This window comes from Pigmentiphaga sp. MLSB6-MA01, assembly GCF_058793475.1.
The window spans coordinates 220,303-247,032 of the sequence record NZ_JBXAFV010000001.1 but is presented as its reverse complement, the minus strand read 5'-3'; the positions used below and the strand labels follow the sequence as shown (position 1 = coordinate 247,032).

Sequence of the window (26,730 nt, the reverse complement as noted above, 5' to 3'; positions counted from 1 at the left end):
TGCTCGAAGCGCTGGGCTGGCAGGACAGCATCTACCAACGCGTCAAGCAGCAATTGATCGACGACGCCCTCATCCGGCCAGGGCGCGGGCGCGGCGGCTCAGTTGCCTTGGCAGAGAAAATTTCATCCTTGCCCAACCCCGTCACCGAACCATCAGCGGCGATCAAGCGGCAAGCCAACGAGGCCCGCAAGGAAGACAGGCATGACGCAACACGGAACGAAGACATGAGACCCATAGAACAACAGTTCTTCAACGACCTGGAAAAGAAGCTCTGGACTGCTGCCGACAGGCTGCGCTCTAACCTCGACGCCGCTGTGTACAAGCACGTCGTGCTCGGGCTGATCTTCCTCAAGTACGTCTCCGATGCCTTCGAAGAACGGCAGCGCGAACTGCGCGAACAGTTCATCAATCCGGATCATGACTACTACATGGACCCGGACGAGTACGGCGGGGCAGGTACCCAGGAGTACGAAGACAACATCGCCGCCGAGCTGGAAGTGCGCGACTACTACACCGAGAAGAACGTGTTCTGGGTGCCTCTGGAAGCACGCTGGCAAACCCTGCGTGATTGCGCGCAACTGCCACCCAAGGCGGCTTTGCCCTGGAGCAAGCCCGGGAAGGACGAGCCAGAGGAAATGCGCTCGGTCGGCTGGCTGATCGACAACGCCATGGAAGCCGTCGAGCGCGAGAACGCCCGCCTGAAGAACGTGCTCAACAAGGACTTCACCCGCGTGCAGCTCGACTCCAGCAAGCTGGCCGGGCTGATCAGCCACTTCTCGGATACCGACTTCAGCGCCAAGGAGTACAGGGGACAGCCGCTGGACCTGAAATCCAAGGACATCCTCGGCCACGTCTACGAATACTTCCTCGGTCAGTTCGCCCTGGCCGAAGGCAAGAAGGGCGGCCAGTACTACACGCCCAAGAGCATCGTCACCCTGATCGTGGAAATGCTCCAGCCGTTCAAAGGCCGCGTCTACGACCCGGCCATGGGCTCCGGTGGTTTCTTCGTGCAAAGCGAGGAGTTCATCGAGCAGCACGGTGGCAAGGCCGCCAACGGCAAGAGCGGGCAGATCAGCGTCTACGGGCAGGAGAGCAACCCCACCACCTGGCGGCTGGCTGCGATGAACATGGCCATTCGCGGCATCGACTTCAACTTCGGCAGCGGCCCGGCTGACACCCTGCTCAACGACTTGCACCCGGACCTGCGCGCCGACTTCGTCATGGCCAACCCACCCTTCAACATGAAGGAGTGGTGGAACGAAAAGCTGGCCACTGACCCGCGTTGGATCGCAGGCACACCGCCGCAGGGCAACGCCAACTTCGCCTGGTTGCAGCATATGCTCCGGCACCTGGCCCCTACCGGCAGCATGGCGCTGCTGCTGGCCAATGGTTCCATGAGCTCCAACACCAACAACGAAGGTGAAATCCGCAAGCGGCTGATCGAGGACGATTACGTCGAGTGCATGGTCGCGCTGCCCGGCCAGTTGTTCACCAATACCCAGATCCCGGCCTGCATTTGGTTCCTGACCCGCGACAAGCAGAACGGCTTTGCGCTGGACAAGAAAAAGCGTGACCGGCGCGGTGAGTTCCTGTTCATCGACGCCCGCCAGATGGGCTACATGAAGGACCGTGTGCTGCGCGACTTTACCCCGGATGATATTCAGAAAATCGCCGATACCTTCCATGCCTGGCAGCAGGGCGAAGGGTACGAGGATGTGGCTGGCTTCTGCTATTCCGCCAAGTTGGAAGAGGTGCGCAAGCATGAGCATGTGCTGACGCCCGGGCGCTATGTGGGTGCGGCAGAGCAGGAGGAAGATGGCGAGCCTTTTTCCGAGAAGATGCAGCGGCTGACGGCGCAACTGGTTGAACAGTTTGCGGAGAGTGCGAAGCTGGAGGTGGCGATCAAGAAGAATTTAGCGGGGCTGGGTTATGTCGTTGAAAACTGAATCGCTTGCATCAATGTGCGAGGCTGTCATTGATTGCCCACATTCAACACCTGTTTGGACGAAATCCGGCTATGTCGTACTGCGAAACCAGAACATTAAGGATGGCAGGCTAGATCTTTCCGAGCCGAGTTTTACCGACGAGGAGCACTTCAAACAACGCATTCGACGTATGGCTCCTCGGCCCGGCGACATTGTGATCACTCGCGAAGCGCCTATGGGAGAAGTCTGCAAAATTCCAGAGGGTTTGACCTGCTGCCTTGGGCAGCGGCAAGTACTGCTACGCCCCAAAGCTGATGTCGATGGGGACTACTTGCTTTATGCGCTTCAGTCCACTTTCGTTCAGAACCAGATCCGATGGAATGAGGGAACAGGTTCGACAGTCAGCAACATTCGCATACCTGTCCTGGAGAAAATTAAGATCCCACGCCACGACCAAGCGGAAACGAGTATTGCGAAAGCACTTGGCGCGCTTGATTCGAAGATTGACCTCAACCGCCGCATCAACCAAGCCCTCGAAGCCATGGCGCAAGCCATCTTCAAGTCTTGGTTTGTTGACTTCGACCCGGTCAAGGCCAAGATTGACGCCATCGAACAAGGCCAAGACCCGCTGCGCGCCGCCATGCGCGCCATCAGTGGCAAGACCGACGCTGAACTCGACCAGATGCCTCGTAAGCAGTACGACCAACTCTCTGCCACCGCTGCGCTATTCCCTAATGCAATGGAGGATTCGAAGTTGGGGGGAATTCCGAAAGGGTGGAAAGCCGGAGCATTGGCTGAACTATGCCAGTTAAATCCTGAAAACTGGAGCGCCAAAACCCTGCCTGGTGCAATCCGGTATGTTGATTTAGCCAACACCAAGAGAGGCGAGATTACAGGAGTGCAGAACATTGGCGGCAAGGAGATTCCAAGCCGCGCTAGAAGAGTTTTGCGATATGGAGATACAGTTGTGGGCACAGTGCGTCCAGGCAACCGGTCCTTTGCTTTGGTTGGCGAAGATGGGCTGACAGGAAGCACGGGTTTTGCGGCGCTTCGGCCAAAGGAACTCCATTGGCTAGAGTTTGTTTATCTTGTAGCCACGTCCGAAGTAAATATCGAACGTTTGGCTCATTTGGCGGATGGCGGCGCGTATCCTGCCGTGCGTCCTGAGATTGTGGTTCAAGAAGATGTGGTGCTTCCGATTCAATCAGTTGCACGAGAATTTAGTCGAATCGTGCAGCCGTTGTTTGCCATAATTCAGAAGAAAAGAAAGGGCGGAATACTTCTCGCCGACCTCCGAGATACTCTTCTTCCTAAGCTTCTTTCTGGAGAGCTTTCTGTAGAGGCTCTCGCAGGTGAGATCGCGCAATGAGTCAGAACGAAACCACCCTTGAAGAACAAAGTACAGATTATTTTGAGCAGATTCCGGTTTGGAAGAGCGGTCAGAAATGCTTTGAGGTCATGGCGGATGGGCTTAGCGGCCGTATTCCGGTAACTCGATTGAAGTCTTGGCGAGATTACACTGAACTTCTAGAGAGTCCGTTCTTCAATCGTCCTGGTGTACAACTTATTTTTCGTGGCCAACGACGCTCCGATTGGAGCTTGATGCCGACCTTGGGTCGCTTATCCGTTAATGGGATCGTCACCGAAAGTTTGGCAGCGACTCAGCTTGAACGATTCAAGCGCGCGATTCGAGGCCGGCTTAGTGACAATAGTCTAGTGGATGAAGATGACGAGCTTTGGTCCATTGGCCAGCATCACGGCCTGATGACGCCCTTGCTTGACTGGACCTATTCCCCATATGTCGCCCTGTTTTTCGCCTTCGCCAAGCCCGACAGCAAGGATGAAGAAGAAAACTCTTATCGTGTCGTTTATGTGCTCAATAAGAGTTTTATTTTGGAGCATCAGGACGAGACGGGTATCCGGCTTTGGGAGCCTCGTAAGGACAGCTACGGGAGATTGGTGAATCAAGCTGGACTGTTCACCTTCTCCCCGTATGACGCCACTATAGAGAACAAGCTAGCGAATGTCTTAGCCGACGACGAGGCTTTTGAAGATGAAGCGTTGCGCTCCGCATCGGAAGAAGATCAACCCGATTTATTGGCTCGATACATATGCAAGGTTTACATTCGTAATGAAGAGCGTGATGCTTGCTTGCGTCATCTCAGGCGGATGAATGTGCATCATGCCAGTCTCTTTCCTGATCTGATCGGTGCTTCTGATTATTGCAATATCACCACCGCCGAAGCGGAGGAGGAAGCCCGTCTTGCGCAAGCAGCAGAGCGTGAGCGTTCGACGGCTACTCAAATTGTTCAAGAGCCTTCTGTTCCATCCGTCGGCGTTGTAGAGGCTCCCGTTATTGATTCGGAGAAAACCTCTTTCAGCATTGATACTATCTTGCGTGCACATCCTGATGCGCAGCAAGTGGAACCTGGGCGTATTGCTTTGATTGCCAGCGAACTGTCCCGCGATATTTCAAAACACCAAGTTGTGGATTGGGACAAGCGCGAAGATGCTCAAGCGCGGATGCGTAACGTTATTCGTATCACGCTACGGAAGAACGGTTACCCATCACAATTGCGTAATGAAGTGGTCGAACAAATCATGGATGCGGTGAAGCAGCAGGCGGCGGAGGGGAAATGATTACTGAACAGCAACTCGAAGACCTCTGCATTGAATGGTTCGGGGGGCTCGGTTGGATGTACACAAAGGGGCCGGATATTGCGCCTGATGGCGATCAGCCTGCCCGCTCCGACTACCGACACGTGGTGTTGCGCGAACGCCTGCTGGCAGCGCTAGCCCGTATCAATCCGCACATCCCCACTGCGGCGCTTGAGCAGGCGGCGCACGAGCTTCTGACGGTCAGCGAACCGCTGCTGATTGCTCGCAACCGTCGTGTGCATCAACTGATGCTGGCTGGCATTCCGGTCGGCTTTTCCGTCGGCGACGAGAAACGTAGCGATCTGGTCAATCTCATCGACTTCGCCAACCCACGCAACAATGACTTCCTGCTGGTTAGCCAATTCACCGTGGCCGGCACCAAGCAGCCGCGCCGTCCCGATCTGGTGGCCTTCGTCAACGGCCTGCCGCTGGCGGTGATCGAGCTGAAGAATCCGGCCAACGAGCAGACCGACATCTGGGATGCCTTCAACCAGATCCAGACCTACAAGGAAGAGATCGGCGACCTCTTTAACACCAACGTGGCGGTGGTGGTCAGTGACGGCTTCACGGCGCGCCTGGGTTCGCTGACGGCCAACCAGGAGCGCATGCAGCCCTGGCGGGCGATTGCCAATGAGGACGACCGGCCGCTGCTGGAGTTCGAACTGGAAACCCTGGTGCGTGGCTTCTTTGAGCCTGCGCTGTTTCTGGACTATGTCCGCCACTTCGTGCTGTTCGAGCAGGATGCCGATCAGATCATCAAGAAGATTGCGGGCTACCACCAGTTCCATGCCGTGCGCGAGGCGGTGAAAGCCACGATGATCGCCGCCAGCAACCCGAACAAGGGTCTTCTGGAAGTGCAGGAGCCGCGCGCCACCTATGGTAAGGAAGTGCAGCCCGGCAGCCGCAAGGCCGGCGTGGTTTGGCATACGCAAGGCTCGGGCAAGAGCATCACCATGGCCTGCTACGCGGGCAAGCTGTTGCAGCAGCCGGAGATGAAGAACCCCACGCTGGTGGTGGTGACCGATCGCAACGATCTGGACGGGCAGTTGTACGGCACCTTCTGCGCGGCCGAAGACCTGCTCCGGCAGACGCCGGTGCAGGCGGGCAGCCGCGAGGAACTGCGCGAGATGCTGGCCTCGCGCGAGGCGGGCGGCATCATCTTCACCACGGTGCAAAAGTTCGCCCTGCTGGAAGATGAAGAACAGCATCCCCTGCTGTCGGGTCGCAGCAATATCGTGGTGATTTCCGACGAGGCGCACCGCAGCCAGTACGGCATGAAGGGACGACTGGATACCAAGACCGGCAAGTACGTGTTCGGCTATGCCAAGCACATGCGTGATGCACTGGCCAACGCTACCTTCATCGGCTTCACCGGAACGCCCATCGCGCTGGAAGACAAGGACACACGGGCGGTGTTCGGCGACTACGTCAGCATCTACGACATCCAGGATGCGGTGGACGATGGCGCCACGGTGCCGATCTACTATGAAAGCCGCCTGGCCAGGCTGGACGTGAACCAGACTGAGATCGACGCCCTCAATGCCCAGGTAGATGAGGTCATCGAGGACGAGGAGGACATCACTGCCCGCGAAAAGACCAAGAGCGATTGGGCTGCGCTGACCAAGCTGGTGGGCGCGCAGCCGCGTCTGGAGCAGGTGGCTGCCGATCTGGTGCAGCATTTCGAGACGCGCACTGCCACGCTGGAAGGCAAGGCGATGATCGTCTGCATGAGCCGCGACATCTGCGCCGAGCTGTATAACGCCATCGTTGCCCTGCGCCCGGATTGGCACGATGCCGACCCGGAAAAGGGTACGATCAAGGTGGTCATGACGGGCTCGGCAGCGGACAAGCCCTTGCTGCAACCGCACCTGTACAGCCAGCAGGTGAAGAAACGTCTTGAAAAGCGCTTCAAGGACCCGGCAGACCCGTTGAAACTGGTGATCGTGCGCGATATGTGGCTCACTGGCTTCGACGCGCCCTGCTGCCACACCATGTATGTGGACAAGCCCATGAAGGGCCACAACCTGATGCAGGCCATTGCCCGCGTCAACCGGGTGTTCCGCAACAAGCCCGGTGGATTGGTGGTGGATTACATCGGCATCGCCAACGAACTGAAAGCGGCGCTCAAGACCTACACCGAATCCAAGGGCAAGGGCGACCCGGCGCACAACGCGGCCGAGGCCCTGGCCGTGCTGCTGGAGAAGTTGGACATCGTGCGCGGGCTAATGCACGGCTTCGACTACAGTGGGTTTGAAACCGATGCGATGAAGCTGCTGGTGCCGGTAGCCAACCATATCCTGGGGCTGAAGGACGGTAAACAGCGTTTCCTCGATGCCATGCTGGCCGTGAGCAAGGCGTTTTCCCTGTGCAGCACGCTGGACGAAGCTGCCGCCCTGCGCACGGAGATCGCCTTCTTCGCCGCTGTCAAGGCTGCCATCGTCAAGTTCACCACGGTGGATCGCAAGCGTTCCGACGCGGACAAGAACAGTGCGCTCAAGCAGATCCTGGACAACGCTATCGTGGCGGACGGGGTGGCGGACATCTTCGCCCTGGCGGGCCTGGACAAGCCCAACATCGGCCTGTTGTCGGAAGAATTCCTGGAAGACGTGCGACAGATGAAGAGCCGCAACCTGGCGGTGGAACTGCTCGAAAAGCTGTTGCGTGACGAGATCAAGACGCGGGCGCGTAACAACGTAGTGCAGGAGAAGAAGTACGGCGACCGCCTGCTGGAAACCTTGCGCAAGTACCACAACCGAGCGGTGGAGACGGCACAGGTCATCGAGGAGTTGATCCAGATGGCCAAGGACTTCCAGGCAGCGCTGGAGCGTGAAGCAGCGCTGGGGCTGAATCCGGACGAGATCGCCTTCTACGATGCGCTGGCCAACAACGAAAACGCCGTGCGGGAGTTGGGCGACGATACCTTGAAGAAGATCGCCGTCGAGATCACCGAGAAACTGCGCAACAGCACCACGGTGGATTGGCAGGTACGCGAGAGCGTACGCGCCAAACTGCGGATTCTGGTGCGACGCACGCTGAAGAAGTGGAAGTACCCGCCGGCGGGTGAGGATGCCGCCATCGAACTGGTGCTGAAGCAGGCGGAATCACTGTCGAACGCTTGGTCGAAGTGATAAGGCGGACAGAGGAGAAACGATGACCCAACCAGACTTGAGCCAACGGCTGGACAGCCTGGTCGCTACTTGGGAAAACGAGGTGGTGGAATTCAAGCAGGCTGGCGATAACTACAGCACCGACGATATCGGCAAGTACTTCTCTGCGCTAGCAAACGAAGCCAACCTGCGCGGAAGCGATGGCGACTGGCTGGTGTTCGGCGTGAACAGCAAAACCCGTCGCGTGGTCGGCACGGACTACCGCCTGCAATCCGAACGCTTGCATTCGCTGAAGATGCAGGTTGCGGAAAATGCGGAACCTCGCATCACCTTCCGTGAAATCCATGAACTGGAACACACCGATGGCCGCGTGTTGATGTTTGAGATCCCTGCTGCGCCGCAGGGTATCCCGATTGCCTGGAAGGGACACTACTATGCCCGCGCGGGCGAAAGCCTGGTTTCGCTGGGGCTGGATAGCAGCCTGCTGACCAGGCTGCGCCGCCATGGGGTGATCGTGAACACCGGTTCCGATACTGCCCTTGCTCGCGGCTGACAGAGAAAATTGCAGAGAGAAATTAGAGGGTTGCAGAGAGATTTTTATTTAATTTCATACAAATCAATGAGTTATTTCTATTTAAAAGTCCGGGAGCCGAGTCTTTGAGAGAGGCATGAGAGCCTTGGGGATGTTGGTACCCAATCTCAGGTACCCAGATAGATCGACGTCACTTTCAGCCTTTCATGCCCGAGCTCATGGCTGATCTGCTGTCGAGCGTGTTGGTCACTCATTCTCTGACTGCTACTGAGCTGAGCTTTACCAGGGCCACCCGCTGCTGGCGCCTTCCATCCCGTCAGCACCTCATACCGCATCTGCGCATAACGGTGCCGCAGTCCGTGCATGTTGCTCAGGCCCGCCGCCTTGCACTGCCCGTCGTAGACATGCCGCTGCTGGATGTAAGTCTTGTGCGACGGAATCAATGATCCCAGGCCTGACAGGCGATGGACCTCATCCAATACCGCACGCTGTTCCGGCGTCGTGATTGGCACCGTCCGATCACGACCACCTTTTGCCCACGATCCCTTGATGGCGATATGGTCGCCACGGTCGGCATAGCGGGGTTGGAACTTGATGGACTCTTCCCGCCGCAAACCGAAAGCTGCTTGCAAACGCAGGCTCATACGAACTTGAGGATCGGTGATGCGGTCCAGCCTGTCATCCAGTTCCTTGGCCTTGCTTTCATTGGTCACATGGCGTCGTTCGGGAATGCCCAGCTTGGTGTTGTCTGCCGGTAAGATGCCTGCCTTGCCAACCTTCTCGGCCCACCAGCGCAGATGCGCCATACGGTTTTTAATGTACCGGTGGACAGGCCTTCGGCTTGCCAGCGTTGCAGCAGGGCTTCGACATGCTTGCCCTTGAGCGAGTTGGCGCGCATTTGGCGGAAGCCCGCTTCGCGCAGTTGGCGAGCGGCCAGGCTCATCGAGCGCTGCCTGTCAGCCTGGGTGGCGTGGCTACCGTCACGGTTGCGCTGGCATAGCTGCCGCAGGGTGTAGGTCAAGTCGTCCATCTCTGGCCTCCAAGCAAAGCGTCGTGCTGCGTTGTCCTGAAAATCAATGGTTAGTGTTGGTGCCAACTCGCCAAGGCGAGATCCCGTGAGGGCAAGGGCATGGTGTTCAGGAGACACCAGAGCCTCGAATGAGGCGTCCGTCTTGCTCCCTGTTGGAAGCCCGGACGGAGGTACTACAAGACGAAAGTGATGCGAACGTGGACGAGTTCTCCTATGAAGTGAATGAGATGAGAAATGCAGCGGAAGCTCTGTGCGTTGCACACAAGGAATTGCCGCAAAGGACAGCGCGCCAGGTGGCGCGGTAGGGATGAGTTCAAACAGACGAAGAGGGCTCTGCCCTTGGGTAGGGCCGGTATGCGGTCGGAGCCTGGGCATACCTGGGGTGGTTCCGCCCTCAGGGGCCAGCGCTTGCAGGAATCTGCGCTGTTAGGGTTGCCGATGTATGAGGCCCATCGGTCTTGGCAACTGCCCGGGCAGTGTAGGGCGGCCATCATCATGTCTGCCGCACGCAATAGGATTCGGCATTCACCCGCATTGTTGCTAGCGTGTGCGGGGCCGTCACTGCGGCTGGCAGTGACGGCCCATTTCGCCGCAGCATTTGCTACGCAGGATGCGGTAGCCATCCCCTGGCCTGCATTGCCTGTTCTGCGATATCCCCAGCGTTCGTCGGGGCATTCAGCATCTTGCGGATGTTGGCGATGTGCGCCAGGGCGGCTTCACGCGATGCCGGTTGCGCAGTCGGTTCTGGGCGGTCTTCGGTACGCGGTGGAGCTGCAGGCCGATTCTCGGCAGTCCGTGGGGTGGCAGACATCTCCTTACGTCCTGCCCACAGACGGAACTCGCCCGCAAAAACGCGCCTCACCAAGGCGAAGAAGTAGGCCACGACATTGCGCACGGTGCCGCTCTGGCTGCGTGCCTGCAACTCATCGAGTACTTCCTGGCGATGCTGCGGCGGCAGCCGCCGCAAGGCGGCCTGCACGTCCTTTTGCTGATCTGCCTGGGCATTGCTCAGGCAAGGCGGCAAGCTCACCGACTGCGATGCCGAATCACCGTTGCCTTCGTGCGCGCGGTACCTACGTTCTTTTTTATACATATACGTCTTATACGTACTGCCCTGCTCAGCCGTCATGTGGCAGGCGTGTTCGGTCTGTTGCGGAACAAGCGTGCTGCCAGCGGAATCGCTAGGCAATGGCAGTGGGTCGGCTGCTTCGCTCGCCTGCGACGGCGGCGTCGGGGGCAAATCATCGTCATCGCGGAATTGATTGTGGGCCGCAATGGAAGCGGCTTCAGGTGCCTGCGCCAGCGTTGCCTGAATGTGGACGGCCACCCGATCCACTTGGTTGTTTTCGTGGCCGATGGAGGCTTGCAGAAGCGCGGACAGGCTGGCATCGAGCGCGCAGGCTTGTTGGAAGTGCAGGGCGCTTTCGTGAACCTGATACAGCTCACTGAGCACATGGCCGGTGAGAGGATCGCGTTGCTGGCTCACTTGACTGATCCACCCCGTCAGCCGAAGCACAACGAGGACGCGCCGGGCCGTCTCGTACCCGGCTCGCTGGCCCAGCGGGGTAGAGGTGAGATAGCGGCGCAACTGCCCCAGGTTCGCCAGTGGGCTGATGCCCTCGGCAGAGCGCAGCATGCGCAGCACCTGCCAGCCATTGCGCTCCAGCGGCGTGAGGCGAGCATCGAGCATGAGCGAGGCGGGCGTGGTGAACAGGGCATCTTGCCCCAGCGGGTTGTGGCGGGTGTGATGGTCTGCCATGAGGGTTCTCCAAGGTCTGGGCCACAGCGGCCCGTTCCTCTGCATCTCATCGCGTACCGTTCCATGCGTCAGCCAACAATGCGGTCTGCGCCGTAACCGTTTTATCCGGCTACCCGCAGCGCTGGCACCGGCATCCAGACTGATCTATCATCCCGATACCCCTATGGGGGTACAACTGGGGGTACTTCCAGCGATTCCCGCAAAGGCTGTGGCCAGATTTCCCCGCGAAACCTAGCATTTACGGCCCTTTGCCGACCGATCAACGTTTAAACGTGTGATCAACGTCTGACCGGTTTTTCCGCCCAGGAAACGCACATGCTCCACCACGCATCGCTGGGCGTTTCCGATCTCGCGCGGGCGGCCGCGTTTTATGACGCGGTGCTTGCCCCGCTTGGATACGTGCGGGTCTGGGAAGACCTGCGGCCGCGCTCGACCACGGCGGCCTCGACAACGGCGCGCCTGGCTTGCGGCCGCACTATGGCGCGGATTATTACGCTGCTTTCGTCGTTGATCCGGACGGGCATCATATCGAGGCCGTTTTCAATCCGGCCAGATGATCGCAGCCGGCGACAGGGGCGCTTCATCATCCGCCGTGGACTCGGACACCGTCCCGGTCATGTCGTCGGACCGCCTGTTGACGCCGGTGCGGGGTCTCGCTGTGTCAGGGCGCCGGCGCGGTAGGCGCCGGGCCTGAGCAGCAGCCAGGCCGCCAGCGCCCCGGCCAGGGTCAGTGCCGCCAGGACGAGCAGCAAGGCACGGAAGGCGTCGGCGTACACCGCCACCAGCAGCGCCCGGCCGTCGCCGCCCAGTTGCGCGGCCGCATGTTCCAATGCGCCCGCCGCCATATCGTTGGCGATGGCCGGAATGGCGGCCACGGCGCGTGGTTCGTGCAATGCATGCGCCAGTCCCGACTGCGTCAGCGCCAGCAGCAGCGCCGCCGCGGCCGCGAGCGCGACGGCTTCGCCCGCGAGCCGCATGGTCGAGAAAATACCGGTGGCCATGCCGGCGCGCTCCTTCGGCACGACGCTGACCGACAGGTCGTCCATCAATCCCCATGGCAGGCCGGTGCCCATGCCTATCAGCAGCATGGGCCAGACGATGGCCGTGGACTGGTGCCCCAGTGGTATCGCGGCCAGCCACAGCAGGCCCGCGGCGGCCACCACGAGGCCCGCCGCGGACAGGATGCCCGGCGAATATCTGCGCGCCAGCAGCCCGGCCAGGAACGGCACGACAGCCATCGGCAGCGACAACGGGATCATCATCAGCCCGGCCTGGACTTCGGAATAGCCTTCGACGCCGATGAAACCTATGGGCAGCAGGATCAGCAGCACGACGAAACAGACCGCCGTCGCGAGCGGCAGCAGTTGCACGCCGAGGAAACGGGGATAGCGGAACAGCGAGAGATCGAGCATGGGACGGGCCTGCCGCCGCTCGATGGCGACGAACGCGGCCAGCAGCGCGAGCGATCCGCCCAGCAAGGCGAGCACCGCCGGGCTCGTCCAGCCGTACTGGGGGCCGGTGACGATGCCGAAGATCAAGCAGCACAGCGCGGCGGTGAAGGTCGATGTTCCCCAGCCGTCGATGCGGCGCGCGTTCGGGTCCCGCGTCTCGCGCATCCGCGGCACGCCGGCGAGCAGCACGAGAAGGCCGATGCCCGTGCCGGACAAGAAGATGGCCCGCCAGCCGAAGTGTTCGATCAACAGGCCCGACCAGATGGGGCCGAAGGCCAGGCCGACGCCGAAGGTGGTCCCGAGCAGGCTGAAGGCGCGCGTGCGCGCCGGGCCATCGAACTCCTGGGCCAGCGAGGCCGCGCCGCCCGCCATGGCCATCGCCGCCGCGACGCCTTGCGCGCCGCGCAGCAGGTCCAGCAGGATCAGGTCGGGCGCGAAGGCGGTCACGGCCGACAGCAAGGTGAAGCCCTGTACGCCCAGGCGGAAGATGCGCTTGCGCCCATACCGGTCGGCCAGCGTCCCGGCGGCCAGCACGAAGCTGCCGAATGCGAGCACGAAGGCGTTCACGACCCAGGCCAGCGCGACGGGGCTGCCGCCCAGCTCCCGCGCGATGGCGGGAGTGGCCACGGCGGGACCGGTGAAGCTGAGCGGCATCATGAGTCCCGCCAGGCATACGGCCGCCAGGACGACGGTCTTGCCGGCGGTCTCGGGATGGCGGGTGGTCTTGGCAGTCGTTTCCATGTCCGGCTCAGATGTTGTAGCCGCCATCGATGGTCAGCGCGGTGCCGGTGATGAAGCGGCTCTCCGCGCTGGCCAGATAGGCGACCAGTCCTGCCACATCCTCGCCTTCGCCATAGTGCCTCAGCGCCATCAGCGCGCGCAGGCCGTCCGCGCGTTCGCCGTCGGCCGGGTTCATGTCGGTGTCGATCGGACCGGGCTGCACCAGGTTGGCGGTGATGCCGCGCGGGCCCAGGTCGCGCGCCATGCCCTTGGTCAGGCCGACCAGCGCGGACTTGCTCATGGCATAAAGCGTCGAACCGGCGGCCGGCACGCGATCGGCGTTGCAACTGCCTATCGTGATGATGCGGCCGCCTTGCCGCATGTGTGCCGCCGCGGCCTGGGCGCCGGTGAAGGCCGCGCGCACGTTCACCGCCATCACGCGGTCGAATTCCTCGATGGTGAAATCCTCCAGCGCCTTCCAGTAGCCGATGCCGGCGTTGCTGACCAGGATGTCGAGCTGGCCGAATTCCTCCACGACACGCGCCACGGCCTGCGCGGGGGCGTCGGGCTCGGCGCTGTCGCTGCGCAAGGCCACGGCGCGGCGGCCCGTCTCGCGCAGGGTGCCGGCCACCGCCTCGGCCTTGTCCGGCGAACTCGCATAGGTGATCGCCACATCCGCGCCCTCGCGCGCCAGGCGCAGCGCGATGGCCGCGCCGATGCCACGGCTCGCGCCGGTTACCAAGGCCACTTTTCCTGACAATCGGGACATGCTGTGCTCCATTTACGTAATGATCGTTATAAAATGATCCTCGACCTCTTTACGGAGCGTCAAGGAATTTTTTATTGATCGTTACAAAAAAGGTGCGATATGGCTGACCGGGGACGTCCGCGCGGCTTCGACCGCGACGCGGCCTTGCAGCGGGCAATGGAGGTGTTCTGGGAGCGCGGCTATGAAGGCACGTCGCTGTCGGACCTGACGACGGCGATGGGCATCAACGCGCCCAGCCTGTACGGCGCCTTTGGAAGCAAGGAAGCGTTGTTCCGCGAGGCGGTGGAACGCTACCGCCACACCGACGGCGGGATGACCGATCTGGCGTTGCGCGAGGGCAAGACCGCGCGGGCGGCGGTGGAGGGCATGCTGATGGCCGCCGCCACGGCGCTAACGCTGCCGGGCAAGCCCAAGGGGTGTTTCGTGGTGCTGGGGGCCACCAATTGCACGCCGGCCAATCAGCCAATGGCAGCGTTCCTGCGGACCCATCGGCTGGCGTCGACCCTGCGTGTGCGCGAACGGCTGGAGCAGGGGGTGGCCGACGGCGAACTGTCGCCGGATATCGATCTGGATACCTTGGCCCGGTACTTCACGACCGTTGTCCAGGGCATGTCGCTGCAGGCGCGGGATGGCGCCCGGCGCGCGGAACTGGAGCGGGTGGCCAGCGCCGCGATGGCGATCTGGCCCAGGTAGCGCACGTCGATCGCCAGGTTCTTCAGGCCCGTTCGACCATCGCGGCCCGCCACGAATCGTACAGCTGCGGCGCGGGCGTGATCGGATAGTGGATGATGCGCACGGATTGCTCGGACAGCGGCAGGGCCAGTTCGCGGTAGACGGGCGCGGACGACAGTCCATAGGGTTCGGCATCGTCGTTCGAGTAGGCGTAGACGACTTCGCGTATGCCGGTCATGTGGATCGCGGCCAGGCACATCGGGCACGGCTGTCCGCTGGCGTACACCACGCAGCCGTTCAGGCGCGGCGAGCCCAGCGCGCGACAGGCCGCGCGGATGGCGGACAGCTCGGCATGGGCGGTGGGGTCGGCGCACGAGAGGATCTGGTTGACGCCCGTGCCGATGACCGAACCGCTCCTGACGATGACCGCGCCGAAAGGGCGGCCCCCGCATTCCGCGTTCTTGCGGGCGAGATCGACCGCCATGCGCAGGAAATGCTCGGGCATGTTCATGTTGCTTTCTCCCTATAGAGCCGGATCGTCCGGCGTCAAGCTTACGCTGGACGATCAATAAGATAAAAGACGGATTTATTATCTTTTCGATAATTACAGCTTATGGAGATCCGTCATGCTGCTCCGACCCATCCACTATTTCCTGGCGGTGGCCGAGCATCGCGGCTTCACGCGCGCCGCCGCGGCGCTGCATGTTTCGCAGCCGGCGCTGTCGCAGCAGATCCGGCAATTGGAAGAGATGCTGGGCGCGCAGTTGTTCGACCGGACGGGGCGCGCGACGCGGCTTACGGATGCGGGCCACGTCTACTTCAGGTACGCCCGCAAGGCCCTGCAGGATCTGGAGGAAGGCCGGCGCGCCATCCATGACGTGGGCGACCTGAGCCGGGGTGCGCTGCGCCTGGCGGTCACGCCCACCTTCGCCTCTTATCTGGTCGGGCCGCTGGTCGAGCGTTTTCATGTCCGCCACCCCAATGTTTCGTTGATCCTGCGCGAAATGCCGCAGGAGCGTATCGAGGCGCTGCTGGCGGACGACGAATACGACGTGGGCATCGGATTCGAGGAAGTGCGCTCGCCCGAGATCGCAGCGCAGCGGCTGCTGGTGGAGACGCTGGCGCTGGTAGTCGGCAGCCGGCACCCGCTGGCCGGGCGGCGGCGGATGGCGCTCAAAGCGCTGGACAACGAATCGCTGGTGCTATTGACCGCTGAATTCGCGACCCGCGAGCAGATCGATCGCTATTGCCGCCGGCATGGCCTGCGGCCCCGCGTCCTGATGGAAGCCAATTCACTGGGCGCCGTCATTGAAATCGTGCGGCGAACGTCGCTGTCGACCCTGCTGCCGGCCACCATCGCCAGCAGCCGGGACGGACTCGCGTCGATCGCGCTTGCGCCCTCCCTGCTGGAGCGGACCGCGGTGCTGATGCAACGGCGCGGCGCCTATCAGACGGCGGCGGCGCGTGAATTCGTCCGGCTCGCGCTCGGACATGGCGCGGGCGGGGACGGGTGAAAGCGTGGCTGGAGGGCCTCGCGAAGGACTTGCATACGAAAAAGAATCTCTATACGATACATACAAACGATATATCGTTTAACTGTATCGAAGGAGTATTCAACATGTTTCACCCTCACAAGATATGGGCCGCCTGGCCCGCGTGGATGGCGGGACGGGGCGGCCATCGCGGCCGCGATCCGTTCGACATGGATGGCCGGGGCCGGGGCGGCTTCGGGGACGGCGGCCGCGGTTTCGGCCGGGGCGGGCGCGTCTTCGGCCCGGGCGACCTGCGGCTGGTGCTGTTGGCGCTGATCGCCGAACGTCCCAGCTCGGGCTATGAATTGATCAAGGAACTGGAGCAGCGCTTCGGCGGCGTCTACGCGCCCAGTCCCGGTTCGGTGTATCCGACGTTGACACTGCTGGAGGAGCAGGGGCACATCCGCACCGCCGGCATGGAAGGCGCCAAGCGGTCGTTCGAGATCACCGACGAAGGCCGTGCCTTCCTGCAGGAAAACCAGCCCATGGTCGACGCGGTGCTGAACCGGATGAACATCACCGCCCAGTCGATGTCCGGCCGTGCGATGCCGGGCTCGGTGCACCAGGCCATGCACACGCTGCGCGCGGCGCTGGCTTTCCATTCGCGCGGCTGGAACGAGGCCGAGACCCGGCGCGTGCTGGACGTTCTGGAAAAGGCCGCCCGGGACATCAGCGGAGGTTGAGATGGCGGCGCAAGACAGCCAGACCGCCCGGCCGTCGCCTTCCCTGGCCGGCATGCGGGCCACCAGGGGCCGGCGGGCGGTGCTCGCCGCGCTGGACGAGGCATCCGACCACCCCACCGCCGAAGACCTGCTCCTGCGCGCCCGCAAGGCGGACCCGGCGCTGAGCCTGTCTTCCGTCTATCGCATCCTGAAGGAGTTCCATGATCGCGGCATGGTCCGGCGCCATGTGTTCACCCAGGGGCGGGCCGTCTGGGAGCTGGCGCAGCGCGCCTTGCACGCGCATCTGATAGACGTCCATACGGGCGAAATCGTGGAACTGCCCGAGGCCGATCTGGTGCGTAGGTACCAGGCGGAGGCCGAGACGCTGGGATATCGGCTGCGGGATGTCAGGCTGGAACTGTACGGCGAGCGTATCGATCGCGGCCAGGCGTGGCCGCCGCATGCCCCCGCCTAAGCGGGCTGGTCCGGCGTGGCCGCCTGCCTGAACTTCTCCTCCAACGTCTCCAGCGCCCGCAACAGCGCATCCAGTTCCTTCTCCGGCAGCCCTTGCAGGACCTCGTCGAAGAAGGCCGCCCGCCGCGGCATGGCCTCGTCCACCACCGCCTGTCCCGCCGCCGTCAGGCTGACGTTGGTCTGGCGGTTGTCCTGCGCGTCCACCTGCCGTGCGATCCAGCCGAGCTGTTCCAGGGCATGGAGCAGCCGCGTCAGCGATGCCGGGTCGAGCCGGCAGCGTTCGGCCAGGAGTTTCTGCGGGCAGGTGCCGTGTTCGGACAGCGTCAGCAGGATGCGCCAGCGCGGCAGGGCATGGCCGATGCGGCCGCTGAAGCCGGCCTGCATGGCGCGGTAGGTCTGGCCCAGGCGCTGGATGACCTGCAGGCCCCGTTGCTCGCGATTCACGGTGCTTCCTCGGAAGCCGGCCGCTTGCCCTTTTCGGGCCGTACGATCTGGATGGCCGGCACGCGCCGCACCAGCCAAAGTCCGACCAGGGCGATGAACACCGCGAGGATCTGGCCGTTGTGGATGCCCGAGACCAGGGCTTCGCGCACGTGTTCGAGCAGCTCGGCCGCCTGGCCGCCGTGCTGGGCGAGTTGCTCGGCCAGCGAGCGTTGCGCCTGCGGGTCGACCAGGACCTGCGGGTTGTGCAGCTGTGGCAGCCATTGCAGGGCGTTCTCCGATTGCAGCACTTCGGTGACGCGCCACAGGTAGCTGTGCGAGACGATGGTGCCCACGATGGCCGTGCCCAGCATGCCGCCGACCATGCGTGTCGATTGCAGCGTGGCGGTGGCGATGCCCAGGTGGGTGCGGTCGGCGGTGTGCTGGGCGAAGATCGTCAGGTTGGGCATGGTGAAACCTATGCCTATGCCGGCCAGGAACATGTAGAACGCGAAGAGCGCGTGCGGCGTGTCGTGGTGGGTGGTGACGACCCCCAGGCAGGCCAGGGCCAGCGTGGAGAAGCCCGCGTACAGCATGCGGTTGGGCTTGTCGATGTGGCTGATGATGCGGCCGTTCAGGATGCTGCCCACGGTGATGCAGGCCGCCATGGGCGTGATGAGCAGGCCCGCCTCCTGGGGCGACAGGCCGAAGCCGCCCTGCAGCAGCAGCGGCGCGTAGAACATCAGCGCGAAGATGATGAAACCCACCAGCGTCGCCAGCACGAACAGCACCGCCAGGGCCGGATTGCGGAACATGTCGATGGGCAGCAGCGGCTGGGGGCAGCGCTGTTCCCAGACATACAGTCCGATGAACGCGGCCAGGCTGCCGGCCGCCAGGAGCAGCACCGTGGCCGAGCCGGCGCCCTTGGGCAGCAGTTCCACGACCATCTGCAGGCAGCCCAGCGCCACCGCGATCAGCAGCGCGCCGGGCCAGTCGAGCTGTATCTTGCCGGCAGTGTGATGGCGGATGCGCGGAAGGAAACGCGCGACGAACAGGATTCCCAGGAGGCCGACCGGCAGGTTGACGTAGAACACCGAGCGCCAGCCGTACTGTTCCGTCATCACCCCGCCCAGCGAGGGGCCGATGGCATTGGCGATGCCGAAGGCGGAGCTGACGATGATCTGCCAGCGCAGGCGCACGCGCGGTTCGGGGAACAGGTCGGGGATGCACGCGAACGCGCAGCCCACCAGCATGCCCCCGCCTATGCCCTGCAAGGCTCGCGCCATGACCAGCCACAGCATGCTGGTGGCGGCGCCGCACAGTACCGAGGCCAGCGTGAAGACGAAGATGGCGGCGATCACGAACGGCTTGCGGCCGTAGTAGTCGCCCAGCCTGCCGAAGATGGGCACGGTGATGACGGACGGCAGCAGGTAGGCGGTGGCGACCCACGCGTACAGGTCGAATCCCCGCAGCTCGGCCACGATGGTAGGCAGCGCGGTGCCCACGACGGTCTGGTCGATGGCGACCATCATCATGACGAAGCACATGCCGAGGACGGCCATCAGCGATTGCCGGAAGGGCAGCACCTGGCCTTCGGAATGCTGGGGAAGCGTGGACATGGGAAGATGCCGGAATCATTGATTGATCAATGATTGTAGTCCTCCGCGATGTCCGGGGGCAGCGCCGCCGCGCAGCGGCAAGCGGTGGGGGCTTTTTTGTTTAACATGGGCCAGAACCCGCCGGCATCTGGTCCGGTCCCATGGGTCCGGACGCCTTTCGAGGATTTTCCATGCCGCTTTCCGAATCCGATTTGCAGGAACTGGCGCGCGCCAGGCATCTGCTCGAGCACCCGGGCATCGCCGCGCGCATCGCGGGGCTGGCCGGCAAGCCGATCGAGCGCACGCTGGCCGCGCTGCCGGACCGGGTGTCTTCGATGATCGACGACATCGCCCGCCGCTCCATCGGCAAGGCGCTGGACGTGGCGGTGAAGACCATGGACCCGACCCGTCCGGCCGCCGCCGCCGACTGGTGGCACAAGCTGGCGGCCGGGGCGTCGGGCGCCGCGGGCGGTGCTTTCGGCATGGCGGGGCTGGCCGTGGAACTGCCGATCTCGACCACCATCATGCTGCGCTCCATCGCCGATATTGCCCGCAGCCAGGGCGAAGACCTGAAGACGCCGGAAGCGCGGCTGGAGTGCCTGCACGTGCTGGCGCTGGGAGGCTCCTCGAAGGCCGACGATGCGGCCGACGCCGGTTACTTCGCCTCCCGCGCCGCGCTGGCGCAGGCCATCGCCTCGGCCAGCCAGTATCTCGCGCAGCACGGGGCGGCCAAGGGCAGCGCGCCGGCGCTGGTCCGGCTGATCTCCGAGGTCGCCTCGCGCTTCTCGATCGCGGTTTCCGAGAAGGCGCTGGCCCAGGCGGTGCCGATGATAGGAGCCATCGGGGGCGGGGCGATCAATGCCCTGTTCATCGATCATTTCCAGGACATGGGGCGGGGCCACTTCACCGTGCGGCGGCTGGAGCGGGTCCATGGGACCGAGGCCGTGCGCGAGGCGTATCTCGCGTTGCCGCGGCGCTGACGGTCCTCTTGCCGTTCGATCGAAACAATCGTCCGCGCAAGTCGTATCAGTCTGTTAATGCCATGCGCGCGCGGATAGGGCGAGCTACGATGGCCCCTGGGCCGGCACTGCGCCGGCGTCTTCAGCGAGAATCGCCATGAACGCCTCTACTTCCCTGTCAGACGAACTGATGTCCCAGCTGCAAGGCGCCCCCCTGCAGCAGCTCGCGCAGCAGCTGGGCACGGATACCGCCCAGACCCAGCAGGCCGTTGGCGCCGCGCTGCCCCTGCTGCTGGGGGCGATGGGCAACAACTCGGCCCAGCCGCAGGGCGCGCAGGCGCTGTTCGGCGCATTGCAGGACCATGGCTCGGGCAACGGCCTGGAAAGCATACTGGGGTCGCTGCTGGGCGGCGGCAATCCGGGGGCGCAATCGGACGGCGGCGCCATCCTCGGCCACATCTTCGGCGCCGGCCAGCAGCGCGCCGAAACCGGGCTGGGCGAAGCCACCGGCCTGGGCGGCGGCAATGCCGCCAATCTGCTGAAGATGCTCGCTCCCATCGTCATGGCTTTCCTGGCGCAGCGCGTGCAGTCGGGCGGGATGACGGCGGACAGCCTGGGCAGCACGCTGGGGCAGGAGCGCGATGCCGCGCGCGAGCAGGGCGGACTGGGCGGCGGTTTGCTGGGATCGCTGCTCGACCAGAATGGCGACGGGCAGGTGGGCCTGGAAGACCTGATCAAGATCGGTGGCAGCCTGCTGGGCGGCCGGCGCTAGCATGCATACGCTCCCGATACGCCCGCACATCGTCGATCGCGTCATCGCACGGCGTGGCCGCGTCCATCTGCATGAGCGGCTGGATCCGGCAAGGACGGCTCTCGTCGTCATCGACATGCAGCCCACCTTCGTCGCCCCCGGCGGTCCCGCCGAGGTGCCCGAGTCCCGCTCCATCGTCGGCAACATCAACATCCTGACCCGTCTCCTGCGGCGCCGGGGCGGGCTGGTCGCATGGGTCACGCACGCGAACCTGCCGGTCGGACAGGGATCGGACTGGTCCGGGTTCTACGACCATTTCGTGGCCGCCGACGTGCGCGCCCGCACCATCGAGGCGAACGCGCCGAAGCCGGCTGCCGAGGCGCTGTGGCACGGGATGGAGGCGGCCCCGGGCGATGTCCACCTGGCCAAGAATCGCTACAGCGCGCTGGCGCACGGTTCGTCCGGGCTGGAGCGGGTGCTGCGCAGCGCGGGGATCACCCATCTGTTGATCGCCGGGACCAAGACCAACATCTGCTGCGAATCCACCGGGCGCGATGCGATGATGCTGGACTTCTTCCCCATCATGGTGGCGGACTGCCTGGCGGCCTTGTCCGACGAGGAGCACCGGGCGGCGCTGGAGACCTTCGTGCAGAACTTCGGCGATGTGCGCGAGGTCAGGGAGATCGAGGGCCTGATGGCGTGAGCGGGCGGCCTGCCCGCTCGCGCACCGCCACGCAGGCCATCAGCCAGGCCGCCGTGATCGCGAAGGCCGCGATGACGTCGCTCAGGAAGTGCACCTGCAGCATCACGCGGCTGTAGCCGACGGCGGCGATCAGGCCCGCGGCGGACATGGCCATGGCCTTGCGCCACGCCGGCGGCGCAAGGCCGGCCAGCAGATAGGCCAGCATGCCGTAGACCGCCATGGCGCCGGTGGCGTGTCCGCTGGGGAAGCTCCACCCCAGCTCCTGCGTGAAACCGTGCAGGTGTTCGGGGCGGACCCGCTGGAAGGTGCTCTTGAGCAACACGTTCAGCCCCGCCGCGCCCAGGGTGCCCGCCAGCCAGAGCAGCGCGTCGTACCAGCGGCGGCGCCATAGCAGCAAGGCCAGCACGAGGGTGCCGAGTCCCAGCAGGAAGTCGCGGTCGCCGGCCACGGTCAGTACGGCCAGGAACCGCAGCCACGCCGGCGAAGCGTGCTCGGCCAGGGCTTCGGCCAGCACCTTGTCGACGGCCACGAGCCGCGATTCGGTCACGACGTTGGCGGCGATGAGTCCGAACACGGCGACGCCGCCGACGATCAGCGCGGCCATGACGCGCGTCCGGCGTGCCGGGATCGACCGGCTCGCGTCGAGCAGGCGGCCCACCCACAGGCCGAGCGCGCATGCGCCGGCCAGCCAGGCCAGAAAGGCAAAGCCGGCATAGCGGCCGGCGATCAGTTCCAGGGTCGTCATCGTGCGATCTTGCCATCCGTGCAGCGTTCGGGCGCGCACCACGATACATGACAATACCGGAGATGGCGCGGAATCCGGGCCGCCGTTCGACGCCGGGCACGGTCGCGTGTCCGGGGCCGGGACATCAGTGGACCGTCGCCGTCCATGTTCCGCCGGACCGGGCAACCGCGACGCGCAGGACGATGAGTGGCGAGGCATCCCCCGCCTCGCCGCGCGGCGGGCCGGCATCCATCTGGACGGTGCGCGCCACGCCGCGGTCCGGGATGGCGATCTGCAACACCGCCTTCCTGCCGGGGGGCGCGGAGTAGTTGTTGAACCCCACGCTGAAGATGCCGGTCTGCAGGCGCTGCGGGTCGCAGGTCGCGTGATAGTGTTCCGGGCCGTGGCCCGCCGTGTTGTCGAGGTCGAGCGTGCCGCTGGCGCCCACGCGCGCGCCATAGTGGACGTGGGCGCCGCCTGGTTCCATGACATGGAGATCGATGTCGCCTTCGCCGTCCCACGCCAGCGTGGCGGTGAAGAATCCGGGGCTTGCCCGAGGCTCGGGGGCCGCCAGCGCGCGCAGGCGCCCGGCCATCAGGGCGCCGGCCGCGGACCGGCCGCCGCGGTCGGCGTCCAGATAGGTCTGGATCAACTGGTGGCCGGAGGTGTCGCGGATCGACGGCGGGATCCAGATGTTGGGCGGAGGCGGGGCGCCCGGTAGCGCGCCGCGCAGCGCCGCGATCACCAGGTCGTTCCCCGACAGCAGATGCGGGCCGCTGGCGCGGGACGAGGCGGGGGCGATGTGGACCGCCGAGATGGCGGATGGATCGGGCAGGGTGCGGTAGACCGTGTCGAGAAAGAAGTTGCCCTGCGAATGCCCCACCAGCAGAACGCTTCGCCCCAGCGTGTGCAGGGTGCGCAGGCGCAGCCGATGGGCGGCGTAGTCGACACCGGTCGGCGGCAGGGCCGCGAGCGCCGTGGCCTGGGCGACGAGGCGCGCGTTGCGGGCGTCGGTCAGCGCGACGGCGAGTTCGTAGGCGCGGGGCAGGACGGCCGCTATCCTGCGCCAGCCATCCTGGCGGCCATCGACGATTTCCCAGAAGAGCTCCCAACGGTGGCGCAAGGCTTCGTCCAGTTCCGCGGCGCGCTGTTCGAAGACCTCGACCAGGTCTTCGATGCCGCCGCGCGCGCCCCGCTGCAGGCCGCTGGCGTTGTAGAACACCTCGGCCCCGATGGCGAGTCCGGCGCCCGGTCCCAGCGCATCGTCCAGCGTGGCGAGCAGGGCCCGCGCGCCGCCCGCGGCGTCGTCGGGGGTGTTCCAGATCCCGTTGAAGAAGACAAGGGTGTGGGAATGGGCGGGACACAGGCCTGATGCCCAGGCGCCCTGTGCCAGCATGCCCGCGGCCGCCAGCATCGCCCCGGCCCACTGGCGCGGGGCGCTAGTCATCGCATCCGTTCCCGGCGGGCAGCGACAGGACGGCGCCGTCCAGCGAGGCGGCGTAGTCGAGATAGGCAAGGACCCTGGGCCTGGTGTTGGCGGACATCTTGCGCAGCTCGGCCACGGCGTGCGCGCCCTCGGTGCCGGAGCCGCTGTGCGCCATCACGCACGCCACCGCCCGGGTGGTGCGCCACGCCGCTTCCTGGGCCGCGATGGTGTCGCCATGGATCAGCAGGGCGTCGCGGAACGCGCGGGCGAGCTGCCTGAGCGCGTCCCGCCGGGCCGGCGTTCCGTCCTGGCGGGCGATCCAGGCGTCCAGGTCGTCGCGTACGCCGTTGCCGTCGGTGTCGGGGCCGCCCAGGCTTTCGGAGCGGTCCAGGACCGGAAGCAGGCCTTGCCGCTCCAGGTCTTCGATGGAACGGGCCTGCGGCGGCGCGGGTTCGTCGCCGCCGCAGGCGGCAGGCAGGAACAGGACGAGGGCAAGGCAGCCCAGGTGGCGCGGCGTCATGGCGATCACTATGCGTGGCGTTCCTTCGCCCGCATGGCGAAGGCGCTCCGGCCGAGGCGGCGCGGGCGAGGCGTCATTAGGCCGCGTGCCGGCCGCGCGCGGGGCGTGGGTGCGAGAAGTTGTCCGTCGGGGGTTCCGCGCAGGCCCGGCGGGGGGGGGCGCTTTGCCAAGCGGCGCCGATCGCGCCACACTTGCGTCGGGTCTTCGTTTCCATGCGTGCCAGAACATGAAAAATTCGCCTCGCACCTGGCTGGCCGTGCTGTCCGCGTGGCTGGCGCCGGCAACCGCGGCGTGCGCCCAATCCTCCCTTTCCTTGTACGGCGTGGTCGATGCCGGTATCTACCGCCTGGCGCGCGGGGCAACGTCCATCGGCAACATCCAGCGCAGCTACTGGGGCATCAAGGGGTCGGAAGACCTGGGCAACGGCTATGCCGCCCTGTTCCATCTCCAGTCCCGTTTCGAGATCGACACCGGCCGCCTGGAGGCCAGCGGCGGCGCGCCCCTGTTCTACGGCGAATCCACCGTGGGCGTGAAGGGGCCCTTCGGCCAGTTGCGGCTGGGACGGGCCATGACGCCCATGTGGGCGCTCGATTGGCAGTTCGACCCCTGGTACAACTTCGACCGGGTGGCATCCATCGCCTGGCAGATCTACCACCCCGCGTATCGGACCGATCCCTATCGCAACGGCCCGCTGGGCGACTACAACCGCGCGAACAACGGGGTGTTCTACGATTCGCCGGTCGCGCGCGGCTGGTCTGCCCATCTGGCGGCACACGGGGAGCGCAGCAAGGTGCCCGATGCCAATGGCACCGTCGAGCGCAGGCGGGGCTTGGCGGCGGGAGCCAACTACGACGATGGCGCGGTGAATGTCCTGTTGTCCGCCGAGCGCAACAGCGTGAACGACAAGACCTATTTCCTCGGCGTGGCCTACGGGGCGGGGCCGACGCGGGTCATGGCTTCCGCCAGCCTGACCGAGTTGACGGCCGCCAGCCAGGTTTTCCTGGGCGAGACCCGCCGCCGCCGCACCAGCGCCATGCTGGCCGCGACCCACCGCCTCGGCGCGGCCACGCTCAAGTTCGGCGTGGGCCGCGACTTCCAGGGTTATGGCCGCGGCGGCGCGACCAACTATGCCAGCGCCGGCGTGTCCTATGCGCTGTCAAGGCGCACGCAGGTCTATGCCGGATTGGGCCACGCCAGGCCGGCCAACGACGGGAGCAGGACCAACGTCGGCATGGGGGTGAATCACAGTTTCTGACGAAGGCGGCGCCGGCGCATCGTCGCCTTCCACGCGGAAGCGCAGCGTGCCTATCATCTGGCCGGTGTCCGTCATCACCTTGACCTGCCAGCGGCCGCGAGGGTCGGCGGGGAAGTTCTGCTTGTGGGTCCAGGCCCGGTAGCCTTCCTTGCGGCCGCCGCGGATGTCCAGCGCGATGCGATCCATTTCCTGCCCGTCGTGCAGCCAGACGTGGTAGATGTGTTCCTCCAGGCCCAGCGGCGCGTTGATCGCGGTATAGGCATAGATGCCCCGGTCGCGCATCTGCGCCGGCGTCACGGCGCGCAGGCTCTCGCCGGCCTCCATGCTGCGGCTGTCCATGCTGGTCGCGATGGCGACCTCGGTCAGCCACAGCGTGGCGGGGGGCACCCACATGCGCAGCAGCCATCCCACCGAGCCGAGCGCCAGCATCAGGACTACGACCATCCATTTGCGCCAGCGGGCTTCCAGCGAAGCCAGCTCGGACAGGGAGGGAAAGGACAGCAGCACCGCCACGCCCAGCGCGAGCTTGTAGCTGTTGCCCGTGGAGATGTGCAGGACCAGCGGCAGCGCGGTCAGCAGCACCGCGAACAGCGTGAAGGTGTGATAGGTCAGGAACACCCAGCGGCGGGCCGACAGCCACCGGAAGTACAGCGGGTCGACCAGGGCTATCAGCGCGGCCACGCCCAGCAGGCCGGTGAACAGGGCCTGGCCGCTGTTCCAGGTGGTCGCGGTGTACAGGAAGGGCAGCACGAAGAACAGGCCTTCCTGGTGGATCATCTGCGTGCCGTAGCGCAGCAACGGCGTCGGGATGGTCCAGCCGAAGCGCTGCGCGATGCGCTGCCGCAGCGCCTGTTCCAGCACCAGCCAGATCCAGCTCAGCAGCATCACCGCCGCGATCACGCGGGCGAAGGCCTCGTGACGCTCGACGGTGAAGAAGCTGACCACCCCGGACGCGAAGCCGAAGGCCGCGATGGTGCCGGGGTAGCGCTGGGCCAGCGCGATGAGTCGAAGGGGGATGGTCTTCCAGATAGGCACGGTCAAGCCAGCCGGGCATATAAAAATGCCGGGTGCCACTCATGTTAG

23 protein-coding genes and 1 pseudogene are annotated in these 26,730 nt (G+C 64.5%); 13 read left to right on the top strand and 11 right to left on the bottom strand.

Features of this window, described 5'->3' with window-relative positions:
- Nucleotides 1-224 precede the first annotated feature (224 nt).
- Genes AC1Q6E_RS01255 through AC1Q6E_RS01235 form a run of 5 tightly spaced genes read left to right on the top strand, consistent with a single transcriptional unit; the run spans nucleotide 225 to nucleotide 8,243 of the window.
- Nucleotides 225-1,946, top strand: a complete 1,722-nt coding sequence (locus tag AC1Q6E_RS01255) for a class I SAM-dependent DNA methyltransferase (protein WP_492572189.1) — start codon at nucleotides 225-227, stop codon at nucleotides 1,944-1,946.
- Entirely contained in the window at nucleotides 1,930-3,294 is a 1,365-nt protein-coding gene (locus AC1Q6E_RS01250; protein WP_492572066.1) for a restriction endonuclease subunit S, read from the top strand. The genes AC1Q6E_RS01255 and AC1Q6E_RS01250 overlap by 17 nt, the downstream gene beginning before the upstream one ends.
- A complete protein-coding gene (locus AC1Q6E_RS01245) occupies nucleotides 3,291-4,565 on the top strand; it encodes an FRG domain-containing protein (protein WP_492572065.1) in 1,275 nt (424 codons plus the stop codon). Before AC1Q6E_RS01250 ends, AC1Q6E_RS01245 begins: the two co-directional genes overlap by 4 nt.
- Entirely contained in the window at nucleotides 4,562-7,711 is a 3,150-nt protein-coding gene (locus AC1Q6E_RS01240) for a type I restriction endonuclease subunit R (RefSeq protein WP_492572064.1), read from the top strand. The genes AC1Q6E_RS01245 and AC1Q6E_RS01240 overlap by 4 nt, the downstream gene beginning before the upstream one ends.
- A gap of 22 nt (nucleotides 7,712-7,733) precedes the next feature.
- Nucleotides 7,734-8,243 carry an ATP-binding protein gene (locus AC1Q6E_RS01235; RefSeq protein ID WP_492572063.1) on the top strand — a complete coding sequence of 170 codons (510 nt, stop codon included), beginning with the start codon at nucleotides 7,734-7,736 and terminating at the stop codon, nucleotides 8,241-8,243.
- Nucleotides 8,244-8,389: 146 nt separating this feature from the next.
- Here AC1Q6E_RS01235 and AC1Q6E_RS01230 read toward each other — a convergent pair.
- From AC1Q6E_RS01230 to AC1Q6E_RS01215, 4 genes and pseudogenes are all read right to left on the bottom strand, one after another.
- Nucleotides 8,390-9,252 (bottom strand): annotated as a pseudogene (locus tag AC1Q6E_RS01230) (phage integrase N-terminal domain-containing protein).
- Nucleotides 9,253-9,853: 601 nt separating this feature from the next.
- Nucleotides 9,854-11,011: an STY4528 family pathogenicity island replication protein gene (locus tag AC1Q6E_RS01225; RefSeq protein WP_492572062.1), complete on the bottom strand. Its 1,158-nt coding sequence runs from the start codon at nucleotides 11,009-11,011 to the stop codon at nucleotides 9,854-9,856.
- Between the two features lie 614 nt (nucleotides 11,012-11,625).
- Nucleotides 11,626-13,203 carry an MFS transporter gene (locus tag AC1Q6E_RS01220; protein WP_296554646.1) on the bottom strand — a complete coding sequence of 526 codons (1,578 nt, stop codon included), beginning with the start codon at nucleotides 13,201-13,203 and terminating at the stop codon, nucleotides 11,626-11,628.
- Nucleotides 13,204-13,210: 7 nt separating this feature from the next.
- Nucleotides 13,211-13,951, bottom strand: coding sequence for a 3-oxoacyl-ACP reductase family protein (locus tag AC1Q6E_RS01215; RefSeq protein ID WP_492572061.1), 741 nt, complete (start codon nucleotides 13,949-13,951; stop codon nucleotides 13,211-13,213).
- 99 nt (nucleotides 13,952-14,050) lie between these two features.
- Here AC1Q6E_RS01215 and AC1Q6E_RS01210 point away from each other — a divergent pair, with 99 nt between their 5' ends.
- A complete protein-coding gene (locus tag AC1Q6E_RS01210) occupies nucleotides 14,051-14,644 on the top strand; it encodes a TetR/AcrR family transcriptional regulator (RefSeq protein WP_296554644.1) in 594 nt (197 codons plus the stop codon).
- A 22-nt stretch (nucleotides 14,645-14,666) separates the two neighbouring features.
- On the opposite strand, the gene AC1Q6E_RS01205 is transcribed toward AC1Q6E_RS01210, so the two are convergent.
- Entirely contained in the window at nucleotides 14,667-15,134 is a 468-nt protein-coding gene (locus tag AC1Q6E_RS01205) for a nucleoside deaminase (RefSeq protein ID WP_152794058.1), read from the bottom strand.
- A gap of 115 nt (nucleotides 15,135-15,249) precedes the next feature.
- On the opposite strand from AC1Q6E_RS01205, the gene cynR reads away from it, so the two are divergent.
- The 3 genes from cynR (at nucleotide 15,250) to AC1Q6E_RS01190 (ending at nucleotide 17,292) form a co-directional block, all read left to right on the top strand.
- Complete coding sequence (cynR, locus tag AC1Q6E_RS01200) at nucleotides 15,250-16,137, top strand: transcriptional regulator CynR (RefSeq protein WP_492572060.1); 888 nt, start codon at nucleotides 15,250-15,252, stop codon at nucleotides 16,135-16,137.
- A 104-nt stretch (nucleotides 16,138-16,241) separates the two neighbouring features.
- Nucleotides 16,242-16,838 carry a PadR family transcriptional regulator gene (locus AC1Q6E_RS01195; protein WP_492572059.1) on the top strand — a complete coding sequence of 199 codons (597 nt, stop codon included), beginning with the start codon at nucleotides 16,242-16,244 and terminating at the stop codon, nucleotides 16,836-16,838.
- Nucleotide 16,839: 1 nt separating this feature from the next.
- A complete protein-coding gene (locus tag AC1Q6E_RS01190; RefSeq protein ID WP_152794053.1) occupies nucleotides 16,840-17,292 on the top strand; it encodes a Fur family transcriptional regulator in 453 nt (150 codons plus the stop codon).
- Here the strand turns inward: AC1Q6E_RS01190 and AC1Q6E_RS01185 are convergent.
- Both AC1Q6E_RS01185 and AC1Q6E_RS01180 read right to left on the bottom strand, forming a co-directional pair.
- Nucleotides 17,289-17,735, bottom strand: a complete 447-nt coding sequence (locus tag AC1Q6E_RS01185) for a MarR family winged helix-turn-helix transcriptional regulator (RefSeq protein WP_296554639.1) — start codon at nucleotides 17,733-17,735, stop codon at nucleotides 17,289-17,291. The genes AC1Q6E_RS01190 and AC1Q6E_RS01185 overlap by 4 nt on opposite strands.
- Entirely contained in the window at nucleotides 17,732-19,330 is a 1,599-nt protein-coding gene (locus AC1Q6E_RS01180; protein ID WP_152794051.1) for an MDR family MFS transporter, read from the bottom strand. Before AC1Q6E_RS01180 ends, AC1Q6E_RS01185 begins: the two co-directional genes overlap by 4 nt.
- Nucleotides 19,331-19,500: 170 nt before the next feature.
- Between AC1Q6E_RS01180 and AC1Q6E_RS01175 the strand changes: the two genes are divergently transcribed.
- From AC1Q6E_RS01175 to AC1Q6E_RS01165, 3 genes are all read left to right on the top strand, one after another.
- Nucleotides 19,501-20,289 (top strand): EcsC family protein, encoded by a 789-nt coding sequence (locus tag AC1Q6E_RS01175; RefSeq protein ID WP_152794049.1) that lies wholly within the window; start codon nucleotides 19,501-19,503, stop codon nucleotides 20,287-20,289.
- Between the two features lie 136 nt (nucleotides 20,290-20,425).
- The gene (locus AC1Q6E_RS01170; RefSeq protein WP_296554638.1) at nucleotides 20,426-21,040 is read left to right on the top strand and encodes a DUF937 domain-containing protein; all 615 of its coding nucleotides are present in this window, start codon (nucleotides 20,426-20,428) and stop codon (nucleotides 21,038-21,040) included.
- A gap of 1 nt (nucleotide 21,041) precedes the next feature.
- Nucleotides 21,042-21,722 carry an isochorismatase family protein gene (locus AC1Q6E_RS01165; protein WP_492572058.1) on the top strand — a complete coding sequence of 227 codons (681 nt, stop codon included), beginning with the start codon at nucleotides 21,042-21,044 and terminating at the stop codon, nucleotides 21,720-21,722.
- Here AC1Q6E_RS01165 and AC1Q6E_RS01160 read toward each other — a convergent pair.
- The 3 genes from AC1Q6E_RS01160 to AC1Q6E_RS01150 all read right to left on the bottom strand — a co-directional run bounded on the left by AC1Q6E_RS01160 (nucleotide 21,694) and on the right by AC1Q6E_RS01150 (nucleotide 24,401).
- The gene (locus tag AC1Q6E_RS01160; RefSeq protein WP_296554636.1) at nucleotides 21,694-22,467 is read right to left on the bottom strand and encodes a phosphatase PAP2 family protein; all 774 of its coding nucleotides are present in this window, start codon (nucleotides 22,465-22,467) and stop codon (nucleotides 21,694-21,696) included. The genes AC1Q6E_RS01165 and AC1Q6E_RS01160 overlap by 29 nt on opposite strands.
- A 124-nt stretch (nucleotides 22,468-22,591) precedes the next feature.
- Nucleotides 22,592-23,893: a YfaP family protein gene (locus tag AC1Q6E_RS01155; protein WP_492572057.1), complete on the bottom strand. Its 1,302-nt coding sequence runs from the start codon at nucleotides 23,891-23,893 to the stop codon at nucleotides 22,592-22,594.
- A complete protein-coding gene (locus AC1Q6E_RS01150) occupies nucleotides 23,886-24,401 on the bottom strand; it encodes a hypothetical protein (protein WP_152794043.1) in 516 nt (171 codons plus the stop codon). The genes AC1Q6E_RS01155 and AC1Q6E_RS01150 overlap by 8 nt, the downstream gene beginning before the upstream one ends.
- A gap of 217 nt (nucleotides 24,402-24,618) precedes the next feature.
- Here AC1Q6E_RS01150 and AC1Q6E_RS01145 point away from each other — a divergent pair, with 217 nt between their 5' ends.
- On the top strand, nucleotides 24,619-25,647 hold the full coding sequence (locus AC1Q6E_RS01145) for a porin (RefSeq protein WP_296554632.1): 1,029 nt from the start codon (nucleotides 24,619-24,621) through the stop codon (nucleotides 25,645-25,647).
- On the opposite strand, the gene AC1Q6E_RS01140 is transcribed toward AC1Q6E_RS01145, so the two are convergent.
- Nucleotides 25,549-26,682: a DUF5924 family protein gene (locus tag AC1Q6E_RS01140; protein WP_492572056.1), complete on the bottom strand. Its 1,134-nt coding sequence runs from the start codon at nucleotides 26,680-26,682 to the stop codon at nucleotides 25,549-25,551. The genes AC1Q6E_RS01145 and AC1Q6E_RS01140 overlap by 99 nt on opposite strands.
- Nucleotides 26,683-26,730 lie beyond the last annotated feature (48 nt).